This window comes from Parerythrobacter aestuarii, assembly GCF_030140925.1.
Lineage (GTDB): Bacteria > Pseudomonadota > Alphaproteobacteria > Sphingomonadales > Sphingomonadaceae > Parerythrobacter > Parerythrobacter aestuarii.
Window position 1 is genome coordinate 2,509,822 of record NZ_JARBWD010000001.1, and the last position, 24,284, is coordinate 2,534,105.

A 24,284-nucleotide genomic window follows, 5' to 3' on the forward strand; every position below is an offset into this window, starting at 1 on the left:
TGCCAGACCAGCTTTGCGACACAGGTGCAAGCCTGCTGCGAACTTCAAAGTGGAGAATGCCGCAATTCATCCTCACAGATCGCTTACTGTCCCCACCTGTTGTCGAGCGAATAGGCCCCGCCCCCGCGTGCGATGAGCAACAGCAACGCGCCCATTATGGCGATGTTCTTGAAAAGCGGACCAACGTGGCCGGGGGCGATGTGGACGGAAATGGTGATCGGTATCAGCGTCACCAGGATGAGCAGGGCCGAGAGCCGGGTCATCCAGCCCAGTGCCAGGGCAATACCAAAGACCACGAAGACAATGCCGCTGAGCCACAGCAGCAATGAGGGATCGCCAATCGCAACCACCAGATCATGCCATGGAGAATCGGCAATACGATCGAGCATCATCCGATGCTCGCCAAAGTGCCCAAGGCCGCCGATGATGAAGATCAGGCTGGTCAGGATACGAAACACGGCATCGGCCAGCGCTGACATCTTTGGCCCGGGTGTGAGACGCCGATCTATGGATTGCAGGATCATCTACCAGTTTCCCTACTTTCAGGAGTGATGTCAGGCTTCGACAGATAGCCATTGACGCCCGCTTCGGGCGCAAGCGCTTCGAAGGCGTCATTTTGCGAGAGGAATATCTCGCCAGTTAGCTCCTTGAGCAAATGCGTGCGCCGCAGGCGGTCCATCACCGGGCCCTTCACTTCGGACAGGTGCATGGTGACGCCAGCATCGGCCAACCGGCGATTGAGTGTCTCGAGTACTTCGAGCCCTGATGCATCAACCCCGTTGACGGCCGAGAACATCAGCACCAGGTGCTCAACCTCGGGATTGCTGGCGATATCGCCCAGCACAGTCTTCTCCAGCCAGCGCGAGTTGAGATAAGTCAGCGCTTCATCGACACGGATGGTCATCACGTTGGGCGCGCAGATCACCGCATGGCGACGGACATTGCGGAAATGCTCGGTGCCGGGAACCTGCCCGACGATCGCGGCATGCGGACGCGATGCGTGGAAGACGAACAATGCAAGGCTGAGCGAAACGCCCGTCAGCACGCCGGTTTCAATGCCGTCGACCAAGGTGAGGATGATCGTCGCCATGATGGCGATGAAATCACGCTTTGAGTATTGCCACAATTCGACCGGCTTCTTCAGGTCCACCAGCGTCAATACCGCCACGATGATGGTCGCCGACAGCGTCGCCAGCGGCAGGTAGTAGAGAAGCGGGGTCAGGAACAGCGAGGCCAGCGCGATCCCCACCGCTGTGAAGGCCCCGGCGGCAGGCGTCGCGGCACCGGCATCGAAATTGACCACCGAGCGCGAGAAACCGCCGGTCACCGGGAACCCGCCGGAAAAGGACGAAGCAAGATTTGATGCTCCGAGCGCAACCAGTTCCTGGTCCGGATCTATCCCTTGCCGCCGCTTGGCCGCCAGCGTCTGCGCGACAGAGACCGATTCCACGAAACCGATCACGGAAATGAACAGCGCGCCAACCAGCAGTTCTCGCCACAGCCCCAGATCAAAATCGGGCAGTGCGAAGGGCGGCAGGCCGACGGGAATTTCTCCAACCGTGCGGACACCCTGCTTGTCCCAGCCCAGCCCGGCAACGATGGCGGTGGTCGCGACGATCGCCAGCACCGGTCCGGCCTTGGTGGCGAAGTCGGCTGCGGTGGGGCCAAGCCCGATGCGGCGCAGCAGGGGTTTGAGCCCGTTGCGCACCCAAACGAGAAAACCCAGAGCCCCCAGCCCGATGGCGAGCGTATTGGGATTGGTCTCCGAGACATTCGCGGCCAGCGCCTCGACAATCTCAACCAGCGATTCCCCGCTCGCGCTGATACCGAGCAGATGCTTGAGCTGGCTGGCAGCGATAATGATCCCGCTGGCGGTAATGAATCCGCTGACGACCGGGTGCGACAACAGGTTGGCGAGGAAACCGAGCCGGAATATCCCCATGGTCACCAGCATCAGGCCGGAGATCGCCGCCAGCGCAATCGCTGCGGCAAGATACTCGGGCGTCCCGCTCTCAGCGATATTGGCAGCTGCGGCGGCCGTCATCAACGAGACGACCGCGACCGGACCGACCGAGAGCGTACGACTGGTCCCAAACAGGGCATAGGCCATCAATGGCAGGATCGAGGCATAAAGCCCGACTACCGGTGGCAGGCCAGCAAGCAAGGCATAGGCGAGGCTTTGCGGGATCAGCATGATAGTGACGATCACCGCCGCCATCATGTCGTTGGAGAGCGCCGCCCCATCATAGCTGCGGCCCCAGTCGAGGATCGGAAGATAACGGGACAGCTTCACCAGACGTTCTTTCCGCCTGCCTTAATGTGAGACCAGATTGGCAGGGCCTGCAAGCCATTCGCGGCCCTTGAGCATGCCGTTCCAGTAGATCCACGGCAGCACATCGGCCTTGAGCATCCACGACAGGCGCTGCGGCTTGGTGCCGTCGATCAGCCACGTCGGGAAGCTCGGCTGCAACTGCCCGCCATAGCCGAATTCAGCGAGCACGATCTTGCCCCGCTCCACTGTCAGCGGACACGAACCATAGCCGTCATAGCCAGCCTTCGGACCATGACCATCAAGCTGCTGGAGCGCATTGACGGCAACAACCGGAGCCTGCTTGCGCGCTGCCGCCGCAGTCTTGGCATTGGGCATCGAGCCGGCATCGCCAAGGCCGAAGACATTGGGATAGCGGACGTGCTGCAAGGTGTTCTGGTCGACGTCGCAGAACCCGCTTTCCGCAGCCAGCGGGCTGTCAGCGAGGAATTGCGGCGCGACTTGCGGCGGCACGACATGGATCGTGTCGAATTCGTGGTTCACTTCGCCGTCTTCGCTCCTGAAGGTCGCCAGCTGGGCCGGACCGTCGATGGCGATGAGGTTGCTGCCCAACTGCAGACCGATATGATACTTCTCGACATAGTCCATCAGCGCAGGGACATAGTCATGCACTCCGAACAGCACCCCTCCGGCGTTGCGGAATTCCACCTCGATATCGCCCAGAACACCGGCACGCAGCCAGTGGTCGCAGCTCAGATACATCGCCTTCTGCGGCGCGCCGGCGCATTTGATCGGCATGGGTGGCTGCGTGAAGATTGCCCGGCCCGATTTCAGCCGCTGGACGAGGTCCCAGGTGTATGGCGCGAGATCGTAGCGGTAATTGGACGTGACGCCGTTCTTGCCCAGCGTCGCCTCCAGCCCGGAGATCTTTTCCCAGGCCAGCCGGATTCCCGGAGCCACGATCAGCAGGTCGTACGTGACGACAGTGCCATCGGCGAGCGTGACTTCATTGTTGTCAGGCTGGAAGCTGGCGGCAGCCTGCCGGATCCAGGTCGCCGCCTGTGGCATGACGCTCGCCATCGAGCGGCGCGTGACAGGAGCATCGAAGATGCCGCCGCCCACCATGGTCCAGCCAGGCTGGTAGAAATGCTCGTTGGCCGGCTCGACGATAGCGATATCGAGCGTCGGGCGGCGCTTGAGCAATGATGACGCCGTAGCGATCCCCGCTGCGCCTCCCCCGATAATGACGACTTCGTGTTTGATGGCAGAGGTCATGATCCTACTCCTTACGACACTATCGCGTTCAGGCGACACGGTCGGCAATCACCATCCCTGCCAGCAGCGCGATCACGAAAATGGCAGCGCCGACCGGCTCGATCACGAGCGCGGCAATGCCCGGCCCGGGGCACAGGCCGGCGATGCCCCAGCCGATCCCAAACAGGGCAGCGCCGCCAATCAGCTGCGGGGTCAGGTCGCGCCGGTCGGGGATGGCGAATTTTTCTGCGAACAGCGGCTTGAGCATGCGCGGCTGAATCAGCCAGGCGACCGCCATGACGATCACCGCTCCGCCCATTACGAAAGCGAGTGTGGGGTCCCACGCGCCGAAAATGTCGAGGAAACCGCGCACCCGGGCCGGATCGGTCATCCCGCCCAGCGCCAAGCCGGCACCGAACAGCGTGCCCGACACCAACGAAGGAACCAGCGCCTTGCTCATGGCAGCACCTCCAGCTCCAGCGCATTCATCACAGCGACTGTAGCAATACCGCAAGTCATGAACGTGGCCGTAGCAACGATCGACCGGGGCGAGAGGCGGCTCATCCCGCATACCCCGTGGCCACTGGTACACCCGCTTCCGAGACGTGTGCCGAAGCCGACCACCAGCCCGGCAATCGCCAGCGGGATCGGCCCGGCGAAGCTGGCATCGAGGCCACCTTGCGCCAGTGCGACAATGGCCGCCCCGGCGGGCAAGCCGAGGAGGAAAGCCCATGCCTGGATCCCGGGCATGCCACCGCCGAGCCCGATGGCCCGGCTGGCGATGCCCGAAACACCGGCAATCCGTCCAGCAAGCAGCAGCATCACTGCCGCCGCAAGGCCTATGAGAATTCCGCCGCCAAGACCGGCCAGCGGCGTTGCGTCAGGATAACCGGGCGGAATCATACCGCGTTGACCGGAATCTTGATGTAGCTGACACCATTGGCTTCGGGCTCGGGCAGGTGTCCGCCACGGATATTCACCTGGACGCTCGGCATGATGAGGTCGGGCATGGCGAGCGTTTGGTCGCGCGCGGTGCGCATCTCGACAAACTCGTCTTCGGTCACACCGTCACGTACATGGACGTTGCCGGTGCGCTGCAAGCCGACCGTGGTTTCCCACGCGTAGTCATCGCGGCCCGGCGCCTTGTAGTCGTGGCACAGGAAGAGGCGGGTATCCTCGGGCAGAGACAGCAGCCGCCGGATCGACCGGAACAGCTGCCGCGCATCGCCGCCCGGGAAGTCCGCACGTGCAGTCCCGAAATCGGGCATGAAGATAGTGTCGCCGACAAAGGCCGCATCACCAATGATGAAAGCCATATCCGCCGGCGTGTGCCCGGGAACATGCAGCGCGATGCCTTGCAGCTCGCCGAGTTTGAAAGTCTCGCCATCGGTGAAGAGCTTATCGAACTGCGAGCCATCGCGCTGGAATTCGGTCCCGGCGTTGAACAGTTTGCCGAAAACGTCCTGCACGCGAATGATATCGGCTCCGATCGCCAGCTTGCCGCCCAGCTTCTCCTGCAAATAGGGCGCAGCCGAGATATGATCGGCATGAGCATGAGTCTCGATCAGCCATATCACTTTCAAATTATTCGAAGTGACGTATTCGACTATCCGGTCTGCCGACCCGTGCGATGTCCGCCCCGAGGCCGCTTCATAGTCCAGCACCGAGTCAATGACAGCTGCTTCACCCGTCGCTTCGTCATGCACGACATAGCTGATCGTATTCGTTGATTGATCGAAAAAGCCCGCGATCGTGGGGCGCAGCGATTCGTTGACCCGCGCCTGCTCGACCTGCTTCGACGCCGCAGCGAGGGGGAGATCTTCCTTGCTCACCTGAGTTCTCCACATAAATTACACATTTTATGTATATGTGTTGATTTTGGAGAGTCAAGCGGTATATCTTGGGGCAATGGATACAAACACGACCCATCACACATCGCCTGCCTTGCGGATCGGCGATCACTTGCCGGATTTCGAAGCCCGCAGCACCGTCGGACCGGTCAGGTTGTCAGACTTTCGCGGGCGCTGGCTGGTGTTATTTTCGCACCCGGCCGATTTCACACCGGTTTGCACCACCGAGTTTGTCGAACTGGCCCGCAACGCCGGCGAATTCGAACGGCGCGACTGCGCCCTGATGGCGATTTCCATCGACAGCCTGTTTTCGCACTTTGCCTGGTTGCGGATGATCCGGGACCGGTTCGATATCGAAGTCCGGTTTCCGATTGTCGAAGACCCGACCATGGTGATCGGTCGCGCGTTCGGCATGGTCGGGCCGCAGGATCATGACAGTGCCGCAGTGCGGACGACCTTCTTTGTCGATCCCGATGGCGTGATCCGGGCGATGACAAGCTATCCGGCCAATGTCGGTCGCTCGATCCCGGAAATGCTTCGCACCCTTGATGCTCTGCAGGCTGTTGATCGTGGAGAAGGGCTGGCCCCTGCCAACTGGCAGCAGGGGGGCACACTTCTCAAAGTGCCGACGACGAGCCTCGACGATGTCTTTGCCGCCAAGGACGGAACTTCGTGGTTCCTGCAGGAGAACAGCAAATGAGCAGGACCATCCCCGATCCCGACCTCGACATGATCGAACAGCTGAAAGCGGCCGCGCATCCGCTGCGCTACCGCATTATCGCGGCCTTGCAGGGCGGCGAACTGAATGTCGGCGAGCTGGAAGAGGTTACCGGCATCGGCCAGCCCGGCCTGTCTCAACAGCTTGGGGTCCTGCGGAAGGCTTCGCTTGTCCGCAATCGCAAGGAAGCCAAGCTGGTTTTCTATTCACTCGATACCGAAGCCATGGGCCGCCTTGGAGCGTGCTTCGACAAGCTGGCAGGACGCGATGCCCAAGCGACAAACAGGCCGCGCCGGCCAGCGCCAGGCGCGGCCAATTTCGCCCGCATGTCATGACCTGGATTATTATCTCGAAACTTCGAGGTACTGCGTCAGTGCCAACATCGACAGCGGCTCGGTAAACGCTTCGACAGGATCGTCGAGCGGCTCTGTGCCCGCTTCGAGCATGTCCTCGGACGCCCATTGGAATCTGACCACGGACACGCCTTCGCCGTCGGCTGTTTGTTCGGCATCGTAGCTTTCCGTCAGCTTGTTCCAGTTGCCATTGTCCATCCATTCGAGCGTAAGGACTGTGAAGCGGGGGCGCGTGTATTGCGTCATTTCGATGAACCCACCGCATTCAGTAGCCAGGCATTGGACGACCGTTCCACCGCCCTCCCCTTCGGAGCGGATCGCTATGGTGGCCGGGGCATCGCGTTCACCCGGCGAGGCACAGACGGACAGGCCGAGCCCGAAGTCGTCCAGCACATTGCCACTGAACAATAGCTGCTCTCCAGCCTGGCACAGAGACGATGGAGCAGGATCGGCAGCGGTCAAGAACATGGCTGGGGGTGCTTTGGCTGGCACCTCTTCGGCCGGCGGATCGGCGGGCACATTATCCTGTGCCAGTGCCGGATGTACGGACACCAATGCGGCGGCGGCAGCGACACCGAGGACAGGTGCGAGGCGCGTGGCGGGATGGATCATGGTCTGTCTCCTTGTTGCCTGCTCACCCTAGGCAAGCGAGGAAGCACTCGGCATGGGGCGGATACCCCATCGTCAACCGCCTCTCGGTACTGTCAGGACAAAGCGGCAACCTTCACCCACCTTCGAAGTAATCGCGAGATCGTATCCCGGCTGGGCGGCAAAGGCCCGTACGAGCGCGAGCCCCAGGCCGTGCCCTTCGCTGCCCTCGCCCTTCGCGTAGGGCTGCAACGCCTCCTGCAACACCTGCGCATCCATTCCGCAGCCGTCATCCTCCACCTGGATAGTGACGCCCCTGTCGCCCTCCTCCGCCGACAGGCTGATATTCGAGGCCTGTGCATGCTTCAGGGCGTTTGACACGAGGTTGCTCACGGCTCGCATCAACGCGACCGGCTCGGCCCGAACCAGCGCATCGCTGGGCTGAACTTCCAGCGCAACTCCTGCCGCCTTGGCCTCACCGCGGAACATGGCCCGGCAATTGTCAAGGACCACGCCGACCGGGAAGCTCTCTGCGCCTTCATCGGGCTTTTCCCCGGCAAGGCTGTCATCGGGCGAAGCATCCGCCAGCCCGCTCTCCGTCACGCCTTCGAGGTAATCGAGTGCCGCGGCGAGTTTCCCGGCTGCGGCTTCGTCTCGCGCAGCAATGTCGCGCAAGCCTTGCCGCAACGACAGCAAGGGCTGCTGCAAGTCATGTGACGTCGATGCGAGCTTGCTACGCAGGCTCTCTGCCCGGTCGCGTGCAGCATCGTAGCGATCACGGCTTTGCTTCAGCGCATCGGCCAGCGCCAGCTTTTCCCTTGTTGTGGCGACCTCTGCCGCCAGAGAGCGGTTCAACTCGGCCTGCATCGCCAGCATGCGCACCATGATGGCGACGAAGAACGCCAGTGCTTCGAACAGCAGCGTGGCGTGGAAATAGTCGAGCGCGACCGTCATCGGGAATTGCCCCGGCGCAAGCAACACGCCTGCCATTACCGCGACTGTAAACAGGATCGCCAGCGAGCCCGCCATGAATGGCACCGCCCCCAGAACCCGGTGCCGCCACGCCAGCCACGCAATGCCGAAATAGGCCATTGCCACCACCGGCACGAGCGCGAAGACAAGCCACCGCAGCGCATCACTGGTCCAGAACACGGCACTTGCCGCCGTCACCACCAGCAACGCACCTTGTAGCACCTTGATCCACCGGTTCGCTTGCGGACTGGTGTCAGGCAGGTTCGAGAACAGCCGCGCGAACTGCAGCACCGCGATCATCATTCCTGCGAGCAGGATGAGGTTCGCCGGTTCATAAGCCCACATCGCGCCAGGCCATAGGAAACGGTGCAGATAACCTTCGTTGTTGGCGACAAACAGCGTGCTGAGACCAACGTAAGCGACGAAGGCCAGAGCCAGCTTCCAACCTACCAGCCGCGCCACTATCAAGGCGACCAGCGCCAGCGCCAGGATCGCGCCGTTGATCGCCCAGTTCGTGCGTGCTTCCTGCATATGGGCAGTGCGCATCCGCTCAGGCGTAGCGATGGTTATCGGCATCCAGCTTCCGGTGGTTGACCGCAGGCCCACCAGGATCTCTGCTGTCTCTCCTGCCGCCATCGACAAGGGGGCGACTAGGTACTGGCTGACAACCGGGCGCTCGTCAAAGCGGGTCGTCCTGTCGACTGCCAACAACGTCTCTAACGCACCATCCGCCGCGACCTTATCGACCTGCAGCTGCTCGACGAAAGGACGCTGGATATCGAGCATCCATTCGCCGGTCTCGCCGGTTCCATTGTGCACCGTGAAGAGCACCCACACCGCCCCTTCCTGGTCGCCGAAATCGATCCAGGGCGAAGTCACCGGAGCAAATTCAGCCTGCCGTGCCAGCGCCGCAGCCGGATCGAGTGGTCCAGCGTCGGCTATGAGGTAGCGCATGCTCTCAAATGGCTGCGCGTGGCTATTGCCAGTGGGCAGCTCAACCGGTTGCGAAGTCTGAGCTTGAGCCACAATCGGAACCAGCAGCAGCGCGGCGGCAAGGACGGCGAGGAAACGGGCGACGGTCTTTTTCATGGCTGTCAGATTAACGGAGGCGCTGAGCTGGTGGGATGGGGTCGATTCCCCATCTGACGCCACGTGCAGTCTCACAGTTGGGTATGCTCGTCGAGCAAGCCCTCGCGCAGGGCATGGACCAGCAGTGCCGAAACCGAGTTCACGCCCAGCTTCGCCATCAGGCTGGCGCGGTGTTTTTCCACCGTCTTGGGGCTGATGAAGAGCTTCTCACCGATGGCTACATTCTGGTGGCCGGCAGCAATCAGCGCCAGCACTTCACGTTCGCGATCGGTCAGCTGCTCGCGCTCCGGCTCGGCCGCCAGCTTGTCGGAGACCCCCTGCGCCACATATTTCCCGCCGGCGAGGATTTGGCGAAAGCCCTCACGCATCTCTTCTGGCGCGGCACTCTTGAGGAACAGGCCGTCGACCCCGGCGGCCATCCAGTCCGCCAACATGCCGGTGGACGTAAATCCGGTGACCACGGCCACCTTGGTCTCGGGCGACCAGCGCCGCGCTTCGCCATAGACCTGCACACCCCTTGCCAGCGGCATGGCCGCATCGAGCAGCAACAGGTCGGGCTGGTGCTCCTTGACCAGGGCGATGGTTTCAAGGCCGTTATCGGCCTCCGCCACGATCTCGACATTGCCCAGTTCAGCCAGGATGTCCGCCAACGAGCGGCGCACAATGGCGTGATCGTCGGCAATGATGGCGCGATAGCCCATGACCCTCCCCTGTCTCTGCGAACGCACCTTAGGGTCGCATCCTGCGGAAAAGCAATGATGGGGTATCGGCCCCATGGAGCCAGCCGGGGTTCACTGACACTGTGCAGGGATCACAAACACGGAGGATCACCATGAAAGCCGCATTCATCAAGACATCGTTCGCCAGCATCGCCACCGCCTTGGCGCTGCAAGCCGGAGCCGCGCAGGCCCGTGTCCAGTATATCTGCCCCGAACTCGACACCGCCAGCAACACGCTGTCGGTTAGCGTCAAGAGCGGCTGCATGAGCAGTTCCACTAGCTATGTCGGAAATGATCTTTCGATAGCAGTCGACCAGCAACGCGCGCATATTGCCATAACCGGCGATATCGAGTTTGGCGGCGGCGGGCAGGTCGTGACGGCCGACTGCATGGGGGCAAAGTCGATCGCGCTGACCGCCGAGGGGATCGAGGCCCGGCGCTATACCGTCTCTTATGGCGACGGCTACATCGGCCTCGCCAACCTGCTTGACGATCCGGCGCCAAAGGAATGTTTGCAGACTGCCCAGGCCAAGCTCCCGTACCGCTATCCAACCGTTCACAAGACGGAATTCCTCGGCTGGTCGACAGACCGGTTCCCGGGCCGCGAGGAATGGCGCTCTGCCACGCCGATGGAACTCGTCTCGAACGTGTTGGGCACCTATCCCGAGACCGACGAAGGCAATTTCGACATGGAGCTGAGCTTCAAGAAGATGATGTGGGCTGGCTGGCCCGCCCAACGCACAATGCCTCCGCATGAACCGTTCCTCGCAGTCCGGATCGAGCGCCACGGGCTGCTGGACGATTCGGTCTCCGGCGACCGCTATTTCATCGCCATGCGCTTCGACGGCGAATGGAAGGTCGAGGAACTATGGGGCCAATCGATGTGCAGTCGGGGCGAGAATGCCGGACAATGGACCGGAAAGCCTTGCCTCTAGCGCTCCTGCAAGGACTGCCGCGTCGTCTTGAGGATCGGCTTGGTGATGTATTCCCACACAGTCTGCGAGCCGGTGAGGATCTCCACACTCGCTGTCATCCCCGGCTGCAGGTCAATCGAGCGATTGTCCTCGCGCGGGGTCATGGGAGACGTATCGACCTCAAGATTGACCCGGTAGTAGGTTTCTACCGAACCGTCATCGCGTTCCTGTGACAGTGTATCGGGGCTGATGTAGACCACATCGCCATCGCCTGATCCATAGATCGCGCTGTCGTAAGCATCGAAGTTGACTCTCGCGCGCTGGCCGATCTCGACAAACGCGATATCGCGGGGTGGCACCTGCGCTTCAACGATCAGGCGTTCGCCGGTGGGCACGATCTGCAGCACTTCGTCGCCGGGCCGCAGCACGCCGCCAACCGTGGTAAGGCGGACGTATTTGACGATCCCGTCGGTTGGCGCGACCAGTTTTGCCCCTCGCAGGCTGTCCTCGCGCTGGGTAAGGACCTGCTCAGCCCCGACCAATTCTTCCTCGGTCTTGGCGAATTCAGCCTGTAGCTCGCGGACATAATCCGAACGGATGTTACTGATCTGCCCTTCTGTCTCGACAATGGCGCGCTGCATCCGGATCACTTCCGAACGCGCGACATCGCCGGTCTCCACCAACGGCAGGTTGAGGTTGAGTTCCTGCTGTTGCAGTTCCACCGTTCGCTGCAGCGAGCGGATCTGCGAGGCCAGCGCCGCCTTGCGCCGCGCGAACAGCTGGCGCTGGTTGGCGGTAAATTCGGGATAGCCTGAAAGGCTGGCAGGGAAACTCAGTGGCTTGTCGAACAGCTCGGCATCGATCCGTGCCATGCGGCTCCGCAGTGCAGCGACACGGGCCCGCGCTTCCTCCACCGTGGCAGCCAATTGCACGGTGTCGAGTTCGACCAGCAGCTGCCCTGCCGTCACCCGGTCCCCTTCACGCACGTAGATCTGGCTAATCGCACCGCCTTCCTCGCTTTGCACCACTTGGACGCGGGCGAAAGGCACAACACGCCCTTGCGCCCGAGTGACCTGGTCGAGTTCGGCCCAGTTGGCCCATCCGACAAAGCCGACCAGAGCGAGGCTGATCGCGATAATGATCCAGTGCGAAGTCCTGATCCGGTTCATTGAGACGCTTTCCTTGGGCCGCGTGTCGTCACAATGGTGTCCAAGGGTATCTTGCCGCCTGGCTCCGGCCCCTTAGGAGCGCCGGGAGGTGCCTTGGGCAGGAGATCGCGCAGTACTTCGGCAGTCGGACCATCGCGTACGATCTTGCCGCCGGCCATGGCAATGACCCGATGGAAGCGGGTCAGCAGCGGCAGCTTGTGCGTCACCATCAACAGGATCGCGTCATCGTCCAGCCGGGCATGGATGGCGTCGAGCGCGGCGTTTTCCGTGTTTTGGTCGAGCGAAGCGGTCGGCTCGTCGAGCAGCCATACCTTGGGCTGCGACAGCAACAGGCGATTGATGCCGACAAGGCTGCGCTGCCCGCCCGAAAGCCCGCGCCCGCCTTCCTGGATCGGTAACGCCAAGCCTTCTTCACGCGATGCGATCATGGTCTTGAGCCGGGTTTCTTCAGCCAGAACCATGATTTCGTCGTCGGAAATATCGCCGACGCCCATTGCCAGGTTGTCACGCAAGGTGCCGTTCACAAGCCGGGCGTCCTGCGCGATATAGCCGACATGACGACGGGCAATGTCTTCCGCCACTTGCCCCAGGTCGAGCCCTCCAAGTGTCACACTGCCCTGATGTGGGGCGTAGAGGCCGGAAAGCAGCTTGAGCAGGGTCGACTTGCCTGACCCGATGCCTCCGACGATAGCGATGCGCTCACCCGGCTGGATCGAGAGTCGGGCAACGTCCAGCGCGGGTTCGGTCGCCTTGGGATACACGAACAGGACATCTTTCAGTTCATAGCCGCCATCGATGGCTTGCGGGCGCAGTGCCCCCGCCCCCGACGCCGGATCGAGCGGTAGCTGAATGATTGCATCAAGCGCCTTGAGCGAGGAGCGGGCATAACCCCACTGGACGATCAGGTTGGGCAACTGCGCCACCAGCGGGCCATTGATCCGCCCCGAGATGATCGAGCAGGCCAGCAACGCACCGGTGGTGATCTGTCCGGTGGCCGCCAGATAGGCACCCCAGCCCATGATCGCGACATAGGACACCTGCTGGATGGTCGAGAACAGCGAGCCGGCCACAGCCTGCGCTTTCTTGACCGGCAACTCGTAGTGATTGACTTCACGTACCAGGCGGTTCCAGCGGCCCATCATGAACCAGCCGCCGCGATTGGCCTTCACTGTCTCGGCCGCATCGAGCGATTCTACCAGCATGCCGTTCTTGCGGTTGCCGCTGACTTGCGCCCGGTCTGTGCCGGTGCGGATAATCTTCGACAGGGCCAAGGCAAAGAGCAACGCGATCGGCAGGCTGACGATCGGCACGAGCGCCAGCTTGCCGCCAATCATGGCAATCACGATGATGAAGAAGATGGCAAACGGCAGGTCGGCCAGCATGAACAACGAACCGGAAGACAGCACCTGCCGGATCTGTTCCTGCCCGCGCAATTGCGCCGCCATCGTACCAATCCCCGGTGGCCTGGCATCAAGCCGGATGGCCTGCGTGCGGGCGAAAAAGAACTCGCTGACCTCGGCATCAATGTCCTGTGCCTCGCGCTCGATCAGCAAGGCCCGCAACGAGCGCAGGCTAAGGTCCAGCACCAGCGCGAATGCGACCCCGGCAGTGAGCACGAAAAGCGTGTCGAAACTCGCCAGCGGGATCACCCGGTCATAGAGCTGCATGGAATAAAGCGACGTGGCCAGTGTCAGCATATTGGCGAAAATCGTCGCCAGTCCGGCCATCACCAAGGCATGCTTGCGGCGCTTGATCGCGCGCCAGAATACCGCCATCGCTCCCCCGCCTGAGCTGGCGAGCGGATCGGGCAGCTCAAGCGCGAAGAACTCCTGCTCTTCGTTGAACTCCAGGGTATCGCGCGAGCCGGCGAGCTGCATCGCGTGTTCGCTGTCCCATTGCCGCGCGACCGCCCAGCCATGCACCGGATCATGTACGAGCAGCGGGAACTGGAACGCCCGCGGCTTGCCATTGACCTGCCGGGCCGGCTCCCAACCAAGCACTGCAGTGAGGCCCGCGAGTGCATCAGCACCGTCAGGCAAGGTCGCCTCCCGCAGATCCGCACGCCATTGCGGTGCCAGAGGTGTGCCTGTCAGCCGGGCATAATGCTCAATCGCCCGTTCAATCGTGCCGTCGGTCATCGTCCGGCCTCCGTCGCTACGGGCTGCCAGCGACAGGTCCGGGCAAGGATCCTGGCCGTGCCCTGCGCAATCAGGACCCGTGCATCGCCTTCGGAAATGCGTGCACCGGCAGCTTCGCGTACCGCATTCATCACATCGAGCCAGCTGCGCCGCCCGGCAATGAACTGGCGCTGGTAGCTCGCGACAATCGCGTCGGCGGCATCGGCAGCGAGCTCGCCTGTCGCGATGCGCGCGCGTGCCGAACGCACCTGGACATAGTCTCGCCGCATGTCTTCGCGCACCTGTCGCTCTGCCTCCGCATACCGGGCCAATGCCTGCCGGACGCGGGCATCGGCGCTATCGATAGCAGAAAATTGCGCGCCGCCATTGCCCAGTTGCATACGCAGGACAATCGCCGCACGCGATCCGGTGATCTCGTTCTGCGACAATTGCAGCAGCACTTGCGGCAGCAGCTGTGCCCGCGCAAAGTCGCCGTCCGCTTCGGCGGCGGCTACCAGGCTCGTCAGTGCCGCAAGGCTGGGATCGCAGCCCATGGCTTCGGCAACCGCCATGTCTTCAGGAGGCAAGAGGTCCGCCACACTCGGGAGCGGCAACCCCGGCTGGATTGCCATGCCGCCAGTCAGCTCGACCAGTCGCAATTGCGCGCTGTCGCGATTCTCGCGCGTCGAAGCAATGTCGAGCTCGACCTGCGCCGTGCGCGACCGGCCCAGCGTCAGGTCGGCCAATGGCGAAACCTCCTGTTGCACGCGCCGTCCGATCGAGGCCAGCAGTTCGTTGTGCTGGTCGAGGCTGTCTTCCAGCACCGCCAGCCGCTGGTCCGCTAGGACGATTTGGTAGTACGCCTGCACAACATCCAGCACGATCTGGCGGCGCGCCAGTTCCACGCGGTCTTCCCCCGCGCGCAAGGAGGCTTTGGCCCGCTGGATCTCGCTGCTGATCCGCCCACCTAGCCAGATCGGCTGTTCGAGCGCAGCATTGAGGGCAATTCCGTCCTGATCGGCAATGGTCGAACCGCGCGTCGAGCTTAGCACTTCGACCGACAGGCTAGGGAAGCGTCGCCACTTCGCCCCTCGGTATTCGGCCGCGAGGGCCTCCGCTTCGGCCTCTGCACCATCTACCGCCGGATGCGTCTGCGCTGCCGAGGCAGCGGCAAGATCGAGCGGCTGCGGGATAGCGATAGGCGTCGCCGGGCGGACAACCGTCGCATCTTCAGACGGCGGGCCGTAGACGGGAGGAGCCTCTGAACCGGTCGCAGTCGGCATGCTTGCCGCCGTTTCGCTCTCCCTATCCTGCGGACGCAGCACAGCAGGGTTGACCGTGAAACACGCCAGCATCGCCACGCAGGCTGCATGACGCATTGCTGGGGCCGGAACGGGGCTGCGGGAAAGGATCATCGACCTGCGATCTGCGTGTACCAAGGAGCCGGTCGTCAGGCGTCCAAACCCTTGCTTCTGCTGTGCTTAAAGGCAAGAATTAGGCCGGAAGAGCCATTTTGACAATGTGTCGTCGTGGAAGGCACCGGACCGGGGCAGGCCTCCGACCCACCCCGGCAACCGGTCGCTTCCTGCCGAATTGCGTCAGGCAAAGCTCTCAACAGGCTGGACATGGGCCATTTCGAGCAGGTTTGCCTGGAAGAAGCTACCGCTTAGAGGCGCTTGATCGGCGAGCTCTTGCCAGGGATCGAATGCACCCACGGCAGCAAAGTCGAGTCCCTGGAAGGCCTGGCTTTCCTGCGATGCCTGATCCGCACCCTTGTCCACTGGCTCTTCCTGCGTGGAGGGGAACCAGTCGGCCCAGGTGCTGGCGTCGTAGCCATTGGCGGTGAGGTAATCGATCACCTGCTGCTGCGACTGGTAGTTGGCATAGCGGATGTTGCCGTCGGCATGCATGTACATGTGCAGATAGGCCGTGCCGTCAGTCAGTGCGAGGTACACCTCCTGCAACCCGTCGCCGTCATAGTCGTCAGCCCCCAGCACGCGGTTGATGTTCTCGATCTGCAGATCGTTCTGGAACCGCCGCTGGCTGTCCTGGTCGCTGCCTGCGACGACGTCGCCGCTTTCGACGAGCGGGTCGATATAGATGCCGACCACGCGGGTTTCACCGGCCCAGCTGTAGTCGTCGAAGTAGGAAAGCCCATCGGCATTGCCGCCAACCGTCGCAAACCGCCCGATGGCATCGTTGACGAGGATCTGGTCGATATCGCCATCCCCATCGACATCGGCGCTGCCGATCCGCAGCCACGAGCCATTCCCGCCCAACGCATTGCCGTCGAAGTCGCGAATGTTGTTCATCGCCGCCTGGTAGACCGAGGGATCGGCGGTCTCGAAGTTCACTGAAACCCCGGTGCCGGGCAACAGGCGGATGGTGGTGTTGTCGAACTGGAGATACTCGACGCCGGTCAGCGTGTCAGTGCCGTCAGCCCCGACGATCTGGAAGACCCCCGTCAAGGTCTGCGTGATCGTATAGGCCGATCGGTTACCTGAAACGACCGCAGTATCGATATTGCTGCCACCGTCGATGCTGTCGTTACCGAGACCACCGGTGAGAACATTCGCGACATCGTTCCCGATCAGATCGTCATTACCCGAACCGCCGACGGCATTCTCGATCACGGTGCCGCGGGCGATCGTCATGTTACCGATGCTCCCGCCGACGCTGGAGAACACTTCCTGGTTGAGGTTGATGACCTGGTCGGCAGAGAAGCTGGAATAGTTCAGCGTGTCCACTCCACCGTGATCGACGATGGTAAAGGACAACAAGTTGCCTGCGGCATTGGTCGCATTTCCGCCGACACCGTAGATGGCGCGACCGGTATCGTTGCCAACGCCATATGTATTGTCGCCGGTCCGCGTGCTGGTGGCTACCCCGTAGAGTTGCTGGATGGCTACGATGTCTGCCACGCGCGGCGATACGGCGAACACGCGGCTGAACCCCTGATCGGAGAAGAAGGTGTTCTCCGACTGGTCGAAATACGACATGACAGTCGTCGCCCAAGAATCGTTCAGGTAATTGGCATCCTGCGTATAATTCGCCGACGAATTGTAGTTTCCGGCATGACCCAGGCCGAGGGCATGACCGATTTCGTGCAGGTAAGTCTGGAACGAATAGCTGTCGATTGTCGTGCCTGAATTGGTGAGCCAGGTCTCCGACACATTGACCTGGGACTCTGTGATAAACCCGCCGGACCTCGTGGAGGTCGAAAATGCCCCATCTTCATCGTCGGTGAAGGTGATCTGCGCCGCGCCGGTCACCTCTACAAAGCGAATGCCTGAAACATCGCTCCACAAACGCAAGGCCTGGCGGGCCAGGAATTGGCCGTCGGTCGTCAACGCGGTGATATCGACAGTCAATGAGTCGCCCGGAGAGACATCGAAACGGCGCGAAGCTCCTGCGCCGCCCCAATAACCATTGACCAGCTGGTCGGCGATCTGGTCATTGCTGTACTCCTGCAGCGGTTCAGCAACAACGGCCTGCAACTGGTAGGCCCCGGCTTCGGAATCGGCCCAGCCGCCCAGATCGATATAATACGTCCCGCTGGTCGTCGCCTGGAACCGGATCCGCGAATACGTGCCCGAACTGTCGTCATTGTAGGCGAGGACCCCGCCCGAGGAATCGCGCAAGGTCAGCGTGGTATCGGCATCACCGGTGGCGCCGGTGGCAAAGGTCGTGAACTCATAGGTCTCGCCCGCCTCGAGAGTGACTGCAAACCAGTCGTGATCCCCGGTCTCGTCGAGCGTACTGCTGATGACCGGCCCACCAATCGTCAGCGTGCCGGCACTGCCTGCATCATCGCCATAATTGTCAGCCACCGGGCGCGAGCTGGACAGGAAATATTGCCCGGTCGCGGTCGAATAGCCCGTAACATCGAGATAATAGGTCCCACTCGTGGGTGCGGTGAAGATGATCTCGGAATAATATAGCCCTGCCGCCGTATTGGCGTCGTCGTTGGTGGTGATCTGAGCGCCGGTGGAATCGCGCAGGGTCAGGATACTGTCAGGCAGCCCACCAGCAGGCAGATAGACCGTGAAGGTATAGGTCTCGCCGGCCTGGAGGGTGATGCTGAACCAATCGCTGTCGCCCGAAGTATCGATCGCGCTGGTCTGGAAGCTACCCGGTGAAAGCGTGGCGGTAGTCGCCGTCGATCCCGGGATGGTGTCTTCTGCCGCCGTGGCACCATTGCCCGGCTGGAATTCCTTGCCGTCGTCTTCATGCGCCAGGCAGGCGGGGCAGTTGCAGCCGCCGATATAGAATGAATCCTTTTCCGGACCGGCATGTTCGACCACAAAATCAAGATTGCGGCTGAACCAATTGTCGCCAATCAGCGATCCACGTTCCAGAAACAGTCCCATTTTCTTCACTTCCAGTTCGTGGCCTAACCTTGATCCAGGCGGCCTGGTTTCAGACTAAGTGTCCATCAACATCTTCGCCACGGCATCCGCCAGTCTGTCGAGATCACGCATGGCAAGTGATCTATCTACCACATCGATGGCGATCGGCGGATAGGCCTTGTCACCGTTCGTCGCGACAATACTCGCTTCCATCGTTCCCCGCTTTTGGAACCGGAGTGTTACGGAAAGGTTGTCTGCCTTCGCGCTGGCATCACCCTGTTGGAGAGCCTCGCTCACACGGCGTTCGAATGCCGCACACACGCTCGCTTCCGTGGCTTCGGAAGAAAGATACTGCACACCTTCGGCCGAACAGTTCGCCAAACCACCGTTACTCACACAAGCCACCAGCAGCGGCGCAGTCAGGATCGAAAACGCTGGGCGCAAGGGGATAGGCACTCGATAGGACACGCTGCATCAATCCTCCTCCTGTGCGATCTGCCCCGGGGCAGGGCTCCGGGGCACGATAACGCAAGGCTGGTATTTTGTCGCGTCAGCCTAGTCAGGCAAAGCTGTCTGCAAGCTGGACAAAAGGCAGTTCGATCTGGTTGGCTTGCAGGAAGCTCGGGTTGGGCAAACCTTCGCCAGCCGCCTGGTGCCAAGGATCGAAGCCGAACACTGCCGCCGGATCGAGACCCAGATCGGCCCCTGAACCAATTTCGCCGTTCTCAGCCGCCTTGTCACCTGATCCTTCCTGAGTGCTCGGGAACCAGCCGGCCCAGGTGCTGGCGTCGTAGCCATTGGCGGTGAGGTAATCGATCACCTGCTGCTCCGACTGGTAGTTGGCGTACTGGATATTGCCATCGGCGTGCATATAGGCGTGAAGGTATGCCGTACCGTCAGTGAGCGCGAAATACACTTCCTGCAAACCGTCGCCATCGTAGTCGTCAGCGCCAAGGATCTGGTTGATGTTGCCGATCTCAAGGTCGTTCTGGAAACGCCGCTGACTGTCTTCATCGCTTCCGGCAACGACATCCCCGCTTTGCACCAGCGGATCGACATAGATCCCGGCAATGCGGGTTTCGCCGGCCCAGCCATAGTCGTCGAAATAGATCATGCCGTCTTCAGCCGTCCCGACTGTGGCGAAACGCCCAATGTCGCGATTGACCAGGATCTGGTCGAGATCGCCATCCCCGTTGACGTCCGCCTCGCCGAGCCACACCCACGCACCGGCCCCGCCCAGATCGTTGCCGTCGAAGTCACGGATGCTTTCCATAAACGACTGGAAATCAGCGCTGAAGTCGACGGTGACGCCTTCACCCGGCATCAAGCGGATCGTCGCATCGTCGAACTGGAGATATTCGATCGCCGTCAATGTGTCGGTACCATCAGGTCCACTCACTTCGAACACGCCGGTCGAAGTCTGGGTCACCGTGTAGTCGGCCTGGTTGCCGTTCACGACCGCAGTATCGACATTTGCACCACCATCGAGCGTGTCGTCGCCGCCGAGGCCGGTGAGAATATTGGCTTGATCCGAACCAATCAGCGTATTGGCAGCGAAGTTGCCGGTGGCATTGTAAGCACCTTCCATGATGACCAGTGTCTCAACGGCCGAAGCAATCGTCGCATTGAAACCATAGACCCGCATGGTGTCGTTACCGCCACTGGCGGTTTCAATGATCTGGTCACCTTCGTTGTCGACGATATAAATGTCGTCGCCATTGCCGCCTTCCAGCCGGTCAGCGCCGACCCCGCCATCGAGCAAGTCGTTGCCGTTTCCGCCGAACAACCAGTCGACACCCCAGCCACCGTACAGCTCGTCATTGCCGCCTTCACCATAGAGGTCGTCGTCGCCTTCACGCCCGCGGATGATATCATTGCCGCTGAAGCCGAAGATGAGGTTGCTGCCAGCATCGCCAGTCAGGCGGTCATCGTAACCGGAGCCGTGGAGCCCCTCGATGGAATTCAGCGTATCGCTGCCCGCCCCGCCGGTTGCCTGCGAGCCGGTCGTCGAAAGGTTGACGACGACGCCGGAATCGGAGGTCTCGTAGCTGGCAATATCGAAACCCACGCCGCCAAAGAGCCGGTCGTTGTCAGGACCGCCAATCAGCCAATCGTTCCCTTCGTAGCCATAGATGACATCAGCACCGGCCATGCCGTCGATAATGTCATCACCAGAAGTACCGCGCAGGATATCGTCGCCGTCGGTGCCGAGGTCAGGCAGGTCGATCGATACATAGGCAATGCCGCTTGAAGTATTGTAATAAATACCCTCGCCATCGTCAGCGATGATCAGCTCTTCGCCCAGCTGCAGCGTTTCGAAATTCACGCCCGGAAGCTCGGCCGTGCCAACCAGCGAAAAATTGTAGGCATCAATGACGACGATTGTCTGGTTCTGCGTGTCCATGAAGAACATACGCTGACCGTCCGGGCTGAAAGCCACACCGCGTGAATTGCCCAGAGTAGGATAGTAGTTGGTGAGGGTATCGATGTATTGCATCGTCCCGTCGTAGACGTGCACATCGCCACCTGTGACGATCACGATCCGGTCGTCCTCGGTCACGCCCGATGCCGCTTCGATACCCTCGGCATAGCCATAGACGCCGTTGTCGTAGATACCATTGCTGGTAATCGAAGTGCCATCCGGAGAGATGAGAAAATATTCAGCCGACGAGAGGCCCAGCTGGCCGAGCAGGACAGTGTCGGACCGCGGAATTGTAAGCAGCGAGGCGGCACTGCCGAGACCGGCGTAGTAGCTGCCATTCTGGGTAATCTCACCACTGATCAGCTCAAACGTGCTCAGCGGCGCCCATCCGCTCCATCCCGGCAGGATGTTCTGCGAGATTTGCAGCGTGTCCTCGTCGCTCCAGGTGATGTCGGCAAAGGTGTAGTCACTTCCTGTGACCGTAAACACATATTCATCCGCACCGAATGTGCTCAGGTCGACAATGTAGAAGCTGACATCCGCCGTGTTGCTGGTCCACGAGTTGGATTGGCTCACATTCGCCGCAACTTCTTCGACGATTGCCAGCTGTGTACCGTCAGGTGAAAGCGAGAGCGCCCCGAGATCGTGGCCCACCTCGACTTCGTAAAGCAGATCGCCGCTCTGCGCATCGTAGACCCGCAGGAAGCCATCATTACCGGCGACATAAATTACCGTACCATCGGGACTCAATACCCAGTTCTCATCACCATCGGTGGCGATCAGGACGTCGACCATTCGCAAACTCCATGAATGGCGCTGCCGCGCGCAATGTGGTTGAATTTTTCAGGATGCGACCCTGCTCTGTCTTTAGGGAAAGGGCTAACACAAAAAAGCCTGTGGTCAATCCAGATAATTCAATGAATTATGAACAATTCACAACAAGCCGAAACCGCGGTTTCTTGCCGCTGGCGCTGGACTATCTTCGCAAACCTACAGCGAATTCTTGATCGCGATAGTCGACAGCGCGACATTCGAAAGCGTGGACAGGAACTTTTGCAGGTCAGCCCCCGGCGCGCTGGACACATAGAGCACATCGTCATCGCGAATGGCAAAATCCTGCGCTGCAAAGAAGCCAGCGGCATCGGACAAGTCCAGGCGATAGACCACCGGAATCCTGCCTTCCTGTGTCGCTTGCGCCGAGGCCGCCACCGCCGGATCGAGCGCGCCGGCTTCTTCGAAGCGGAACACGAACACACCGCGAATATCAGCACGATCATCGCGCAAGCCGCCAATGCGGCCGAGCGCCTGCGCCAGCGAAAGGCCGGAGCCTTCAAACGGCACCTCGGCATTGCGCGCCACCGCACCCAACGCGATGAAGCTGTAGGGCTGGTGGATCACCGTCAGCACGTCATTGGCCCGCAAGGTGACGTTCTGGGCAGGATCGAGGATCACGGCATCCAGCGCCATGGTCGCAGCCTTGGCACCGCGGGTCAGGCGCACGGTCGTCTTCTCGACATCCTCGGTTGGGCCGCCGGCTTCGGCCAGCACATCGAGCAGCCTCTCACCGCGCGCGGTCAGCGGCACGCGCTGGCTAGTGGCAACCTTCCCAAGCACAGTCACGGTACTGGCTTCATTGTCGACCACACGGACGATTGCCTGCGGATCGTGGGCTTTGCCCCGCAGGCGACCGACGATGGCGTCCTGCACCTGCGACGGAGTGCGGCCTGCCACTGCAACCTTGCCTGCAAAGGGTACCGCGATGGTGCCGTCTTCATCGACCCGCTGGTCAGGAAGGACCTCCGCTTCTGCCACCGTGCCGCCTGCGCTTGCCCGTGGGTCCGCTGCAGCGCCGAACAGGACCGCCGGCGGCGCTTCCCACAAGGTCACGCTGACGACATCGCCGCGTTCGATGAGCGGCGCGCCAACCCCGGCATCACCAAAAACTTCGGCAAAGCTGGTCGCACGCGAAAAAGCGGTGATACGGCTGGTCGTTGCCCGGTCAAGCTCGACCACAGCGATGTCGGTTCCGGCGTAGCTTTCCTGCCCGGCGTTGCTGATTGTATCCGTCCCCGGCCCTGCCGCACCGAAAGACGAGCAACCCGCCATCAGGGCAGCGCTACCGGCCAGCAGGGCAAGGCGGAGCGATTGAGCGGTGTTTTCCATCACAGGAACCTCGAATAGACCGCGCTGAGACGATCGCGATACTTGTCGGGACTATAGCGCTCCGCCTGGGCAATGCCACGTTCGACCAGCTCGGCGCGCAGGTCCGCATCGGCGTCAAGCTCGCGGATCGCGGCGGTGATGGCCTGCGTATCATAGGGGTCGACCATCCGTGCGGCATCGCCGGCGACTTCGGGGAGCGAGCTGGTGTTCGAACAGATTACCGGGGTCTGGAGCAGCATCGCTTCCAGCGCAGGCAGGCCGAATCCTTCGTAGAGCGAAGGAAACAGCGCCCCCTTGGCACCGCGAATGAGGCTGACCAGCAGGCTGAACGGCGCATAATCCAGTCGGATGATTCGCTTGCGCGCGCCGCGGCGACGCTCGACATTGCTGGACGCAACAAAGGTATCCTGTTCCCACTTGCCTTCATTCAGCAGCGCAAGTTCCTTTTCCGCCTTCCAAGCCTGCGCGCCGATAATCACAAGCGGCGTTTTCACTTCGCTCGCCATGTAGGCTTCGATCATGCGGCCGATGTTCTTCTTGGGCTCAAGCGAGCCCCAAAACAGGAAATAGCCCTTATAGCCAAAACCCGTGATCCCCTCGACTTCGCGGGCGACCTGCTCTTCGGGCTTGTCGCGATACTTGGCGGGGATCTGCACCGACTGGTAGGTGTTGGTGATCCGCTCTTCAGGGATACCGACCAGCTCGACCAGGTCGCGCTTCGAATTTTCCGAGACTGTCACGACGTGCTCGGCCCGCTCGCCGATCAGCTTCATCAAGCGCAAGTACCGCCGCTTGTTGTCGAGCGTGGTGTAAGGCAGCTTCAGCGGCACGAGGTCGTGCATGGTGTAGATATTGGGCACCTTGGGCACCCGCACCGGCAGCGGATAGGTCCAGTGCGCAAGATCGGGCCGCTGGGGCAGGTTGACGTTGAGCAGCTTCTTCCACAGCCAGAATACCGCCTGCCCGTTCTGGAATACCTCGCTGGCGTTGTAGATGGCATCGAAATAGGGCAATCGCGCGCTGAAGGTGCGGCTGACGACGCGCCCGGTGATCGGCACTTGCTTGGCCTTGTAGCTCAGCGGGAAGCGCAGGGCCTGCTTGGCCCGTTCCAGCAGTTCGAAGATGCGCGCCTGTTCGACCGGCCCATCGAAAAACGAGATTTCGTGCAGCAGATCATCGCGCACATGGGTCCCGCGATTGCCATAGAGCACTGCGACCTGATGACCGAGGGCGTTGAGTTCGTAGCTTAGATTGCGGGCATAGGTGGCAACCCCGGTGCCCTTCTCGAGCCCGAGGTTATAGCCGTCGATGAGAATGGTCTTTCTAGTGTCCGGCATA

The 24,284-nt window shown here is 61.4% G+C and carries 20 protein-coding genes; 3 read left to right on the forward strand and 17 right to left on the reverse strand.

All coding sequences use genetic code 11. The features are described from left to right. Positions 1 to 83: 83 nt before the first annotated feature. Genes QPW08_RS12330 through QPW08_RS12355 form a run of 6 tightly spaced genes read right to left on the reverse strand, consistent with a single transcriptional unit; the run spans position 84 to position 5,370 of the window. Positions 84 to 524, reverse strand: coding sequence for a DoxX family protein (locus QPW08_RS12330; protein WP_284126110.1), 441 nt, complete (start codon positions 522 to 524; stop codon positions 84 to 86). Continuing rightward, entirely contained in the window at positions 521 to 2,293 is a 1,773-nt protein-coding gene (locus tag QPW08_RS12335) for a SulP family inorganic anion transporter (RefSeq protein WP_284126111.1), read from the reverse strand. Before QPW08_RS12335 ends, QPW08_RS12330 begins: the two co-directional genes overlap by 4 nt. Before the next feature lie 21 nt (positions 2,294 to 2,314). Next, the gene (locus tag QPW08_RS12340; protein ID WP_284126112.1) at positions 2,315 to 3,544 is read right to left on the reverse strand and encodes an NAD(P)/FAD-dependent oxidoreductase; all 1,230 of its coding nucleotides are present in this window, start codon (positions 3,542 to 3,544) and stop codon (positions 2,315 to 2,317) included. Positions 3,545 to 3,572: 28 nt separating this feature from the next. Then, positions 3,573 to 3,983, reverse strand: a complete 411-nt coding sequence (locus QPW08_RS12345) for a DUF6691 family protein (RefSeq protein WP_284126113.1) — start codon at positions 3,981 to 3,983, stop codon at positions 3,573 to 3,575. Then, positions 3,980 to 4,426, reverse strand: a complete 447-nt coding sequence (locus QPW08_RS12350; protein ID WP_284126114.1) for a YeeE/YedE family protein — start codon at positions 4,424 to 4,426, stop codon at positions 3,980 to 3,982. Before QPW08_RS12350 ends, QPW08_RS12345 begins: the two co-directional genes overlap by 4 nt. Beyond that, positions 4,423 to 5,370, reverse strand: coding sequence for an MBL fold metallo-hydrolase (locus QPW08_RS12355; RefSeq protein WP_407674559.1), 948 nt, complete (start codon positions 5,368 to 5,370; stop codon positions 4,423 to 4,425). The genes QPW08_RS12350 and QPW08_RS12355 overlap by 4 nt, the downstream gene beginning before the upstream one ends. A gap of 61 nt (positions 5,371 to 5,431) precedes the next feature. On the opposite strand from QPW08_RS12355, the gene QPW08_RS12360 reads away from it, so the two are divergent. Together QPW08_RS12360 and QPW08_RS12365 are read left to right on the forward strand one after the other, a co-directional pair. After that, on the forward strand, positions 5,432 to 6,073 hold the full coding sequence (locus QPW08_RS12360) for a peroxiredoxin (RefSeq protein WP_284126116.1): 642 nt from the start codon (positions 5,432 to 5,434) through the stop codon (positions 6,071 to 6,073). Next, on the forward strand, positions 6,070 to 6,426 hold the full coding sequence (locus tag QPW08_RS12365; RefSeq protein ID WP_284126117.1) for an ArsR/SmtB family transcription factor: 357 nt from the start codon (positions 6,070 to 6,072) through the stop codon (positions 6,424 to 6,426). Before QPW08_RS12360 ends, QPW08_RS12365 begins: the two co-directional genes overlap by 4 nt. Before the next feature lie 9 nt (positions 6,427 to 6,435). On the opposite strand, the gene QPW08_RS12370 is transcribed toward QPW08_RS12365, so the two are convergent. The 3 genes from QPW08_RS12370 to QPW08_RS12380 form a co-directional block, all read right to left on the reverse strand. Then, the gene (locus tag QPW08_RS12370) at positions 6,436 to 7,056 is read right to left on the reverse strand and encodes a hypothetical protein (protein WP_284126118.1); all 621 of its coding nucleotides are present in this window, start codon (positions 7,054 to 7,056) and stop codon (positions 6,436 to 6,438) included. A 72-nt stretch (positions 7,057 to 7,128) separates the two neighbouring features. After that, complete coding sequence (locus QPW08_RS12375; protein ID WP_284126119.1) at positions 7,129 to 9,093, reverse strand: sensor histidine kinase; 1,965 nt, start codon at positions 9,091 to 9,093, stop codon at positions 7,129 to 7,131. A gap of 71 nt (positions 9,094 to 9,164) precedes the next feature. Next, positions 9,165 to 9,794: a response regulator transcription factor gene (locus tag QPW08_RS12380; RefSeq protein ID WP_284126120.1), complete on the reverse strand. Its 630-nt coding sequence runs from the start codon at positions 9,792 to 9,794 to the stop codon at positions 9,165 to 9,167. Positions 9,795 to 9,925: 131 nt separating this feature from the next. Between QPW08_RS12380 and QPW08_RS12385 the strand changes: the two genes are divergently transcribed. Next, on the forward strand, positions 9,926 to 10,747 hold the full coding sequence (locus tag QPW08_RS12385) for a hypothetical protein (protein WP_284126121.1): 822 nt from the start codon (positions 9,926 to 9,928) through the stop codon (positions 10,745 to 10,747). Here QPW08_RS12385 and QPW08_RS12390 read toward each other — a convergent pair. The 8 genes from QPW08_RS12390 to QPW08_RS12425 all read right to left on the reverse strand — a co-directional run bounded on the left by QPW08_RS12390 (position 10,744) and on the right by QPW08_RS12425 (position 24,283). Beyond that, on the reverse strand, positions 10,744 to 11,895 hold the full coding sequence (locus tag QPW08_RS12390) for an HlyD family efflux transporter periplasmic adaptor subunit (protein ID WP_284126122.1): 1,152 nt from the start codon (positions 11,893 to 11,895) through the stop codon (positions 10,744 to 10,746). The two genes, QPW08_RS12385 and QPW08_RS12390, sit on opposite strands and share 4 nt — an antisense overlap. Further along, on the reverse strand, positions 11,892 to 14,033 hold the full coding sequence (locus QPW08_RS12395; protein WP_284126123.1) for an ATP-binding cassette domain-containing protein: 2,142 nt from the start codon (positions 14,031 to 14,033) through the stop codon (positions 11,892 to 11,894). The genes QPW08_RS12390 and QPW08_RS12395 overlap by 4 nt, the downstream gene beginning before the upstream one ends. Continuing rightward, entirely contained in the window at positions 14,030 to 15,391 is a 1,362-nt protein-coding gene (locus tag QPW08_RS12400) for a TolC family protein (RefSeq protein ID WP_284126124.1), read from the reverse strand. Before QPW08_RS12400 ends, QPW08_RS12395 begins: the two co-directional genes overlap by 4 nt. 219 nt (positions 15,392 to 15,610) lie before the next feature. Then, entirely contained in the window at positions 15,611 to 18,382 is a 2,772-nt protein-coding gene (locus QPW08_RS12405; protein ID WP_284126125.1) for a M10 family metallopeptidase C-terminal domain-containing protein, read from the reverse strand. Positions 18,383 to 18,436: 54 nt separating this feature from the next. Further along, complete coding sequence (locus QPW08_RS12410; protein WP_284126126.1) at positions 18,437 to 18,757, reverse strand: hypothetical protein; 321 nt, start codon at positions 18,755 to 18,757, stop codon at positions 18,437 to 18,439. A 163-nt stretch (positions 18,758 to 18,920) separates the two neighbouring features. Then, complete coding sequence (locus QPW08_RS12415; protein ID WP_284126127.1) at positions 18,921 to 21,578, reverse strand: hypothetical protein; 2,658 nt, start codon at positions 21,576 to 21,578, stop codon at positions 18,921 to 18,923. Positions 21,579 to 21,773: 195 nt separating this feature from the next. Further along, positions 21,774 to 22,946, reverse strand: a complete 1,173-nt coding sequence (locus QPW08_RS12420) for a polysaccharide biosynthesis/export family protein (RefSeq protein ID WP_284126128.1) — start codon at positions 22,944 to 22,946, stop codon at positions 21,774 to 21,776. Further along, complete coding sequence (locus tag QPW08_RS12425; protein WP_284126129.1) at positions 22,946 to 24,283, reverse strand: glycosyltransferase family 4 protein; 1,338 nt, start codon at positions 24,281 to 24,283, stop codon at positions 22,946 to 22,948. Before QPW08_RS12425 ends, QPW08_RS12420 begins: the two co-directional genes overlap by 1 nt. Position 24,284 lies beyond the last annotated feature (1 nt).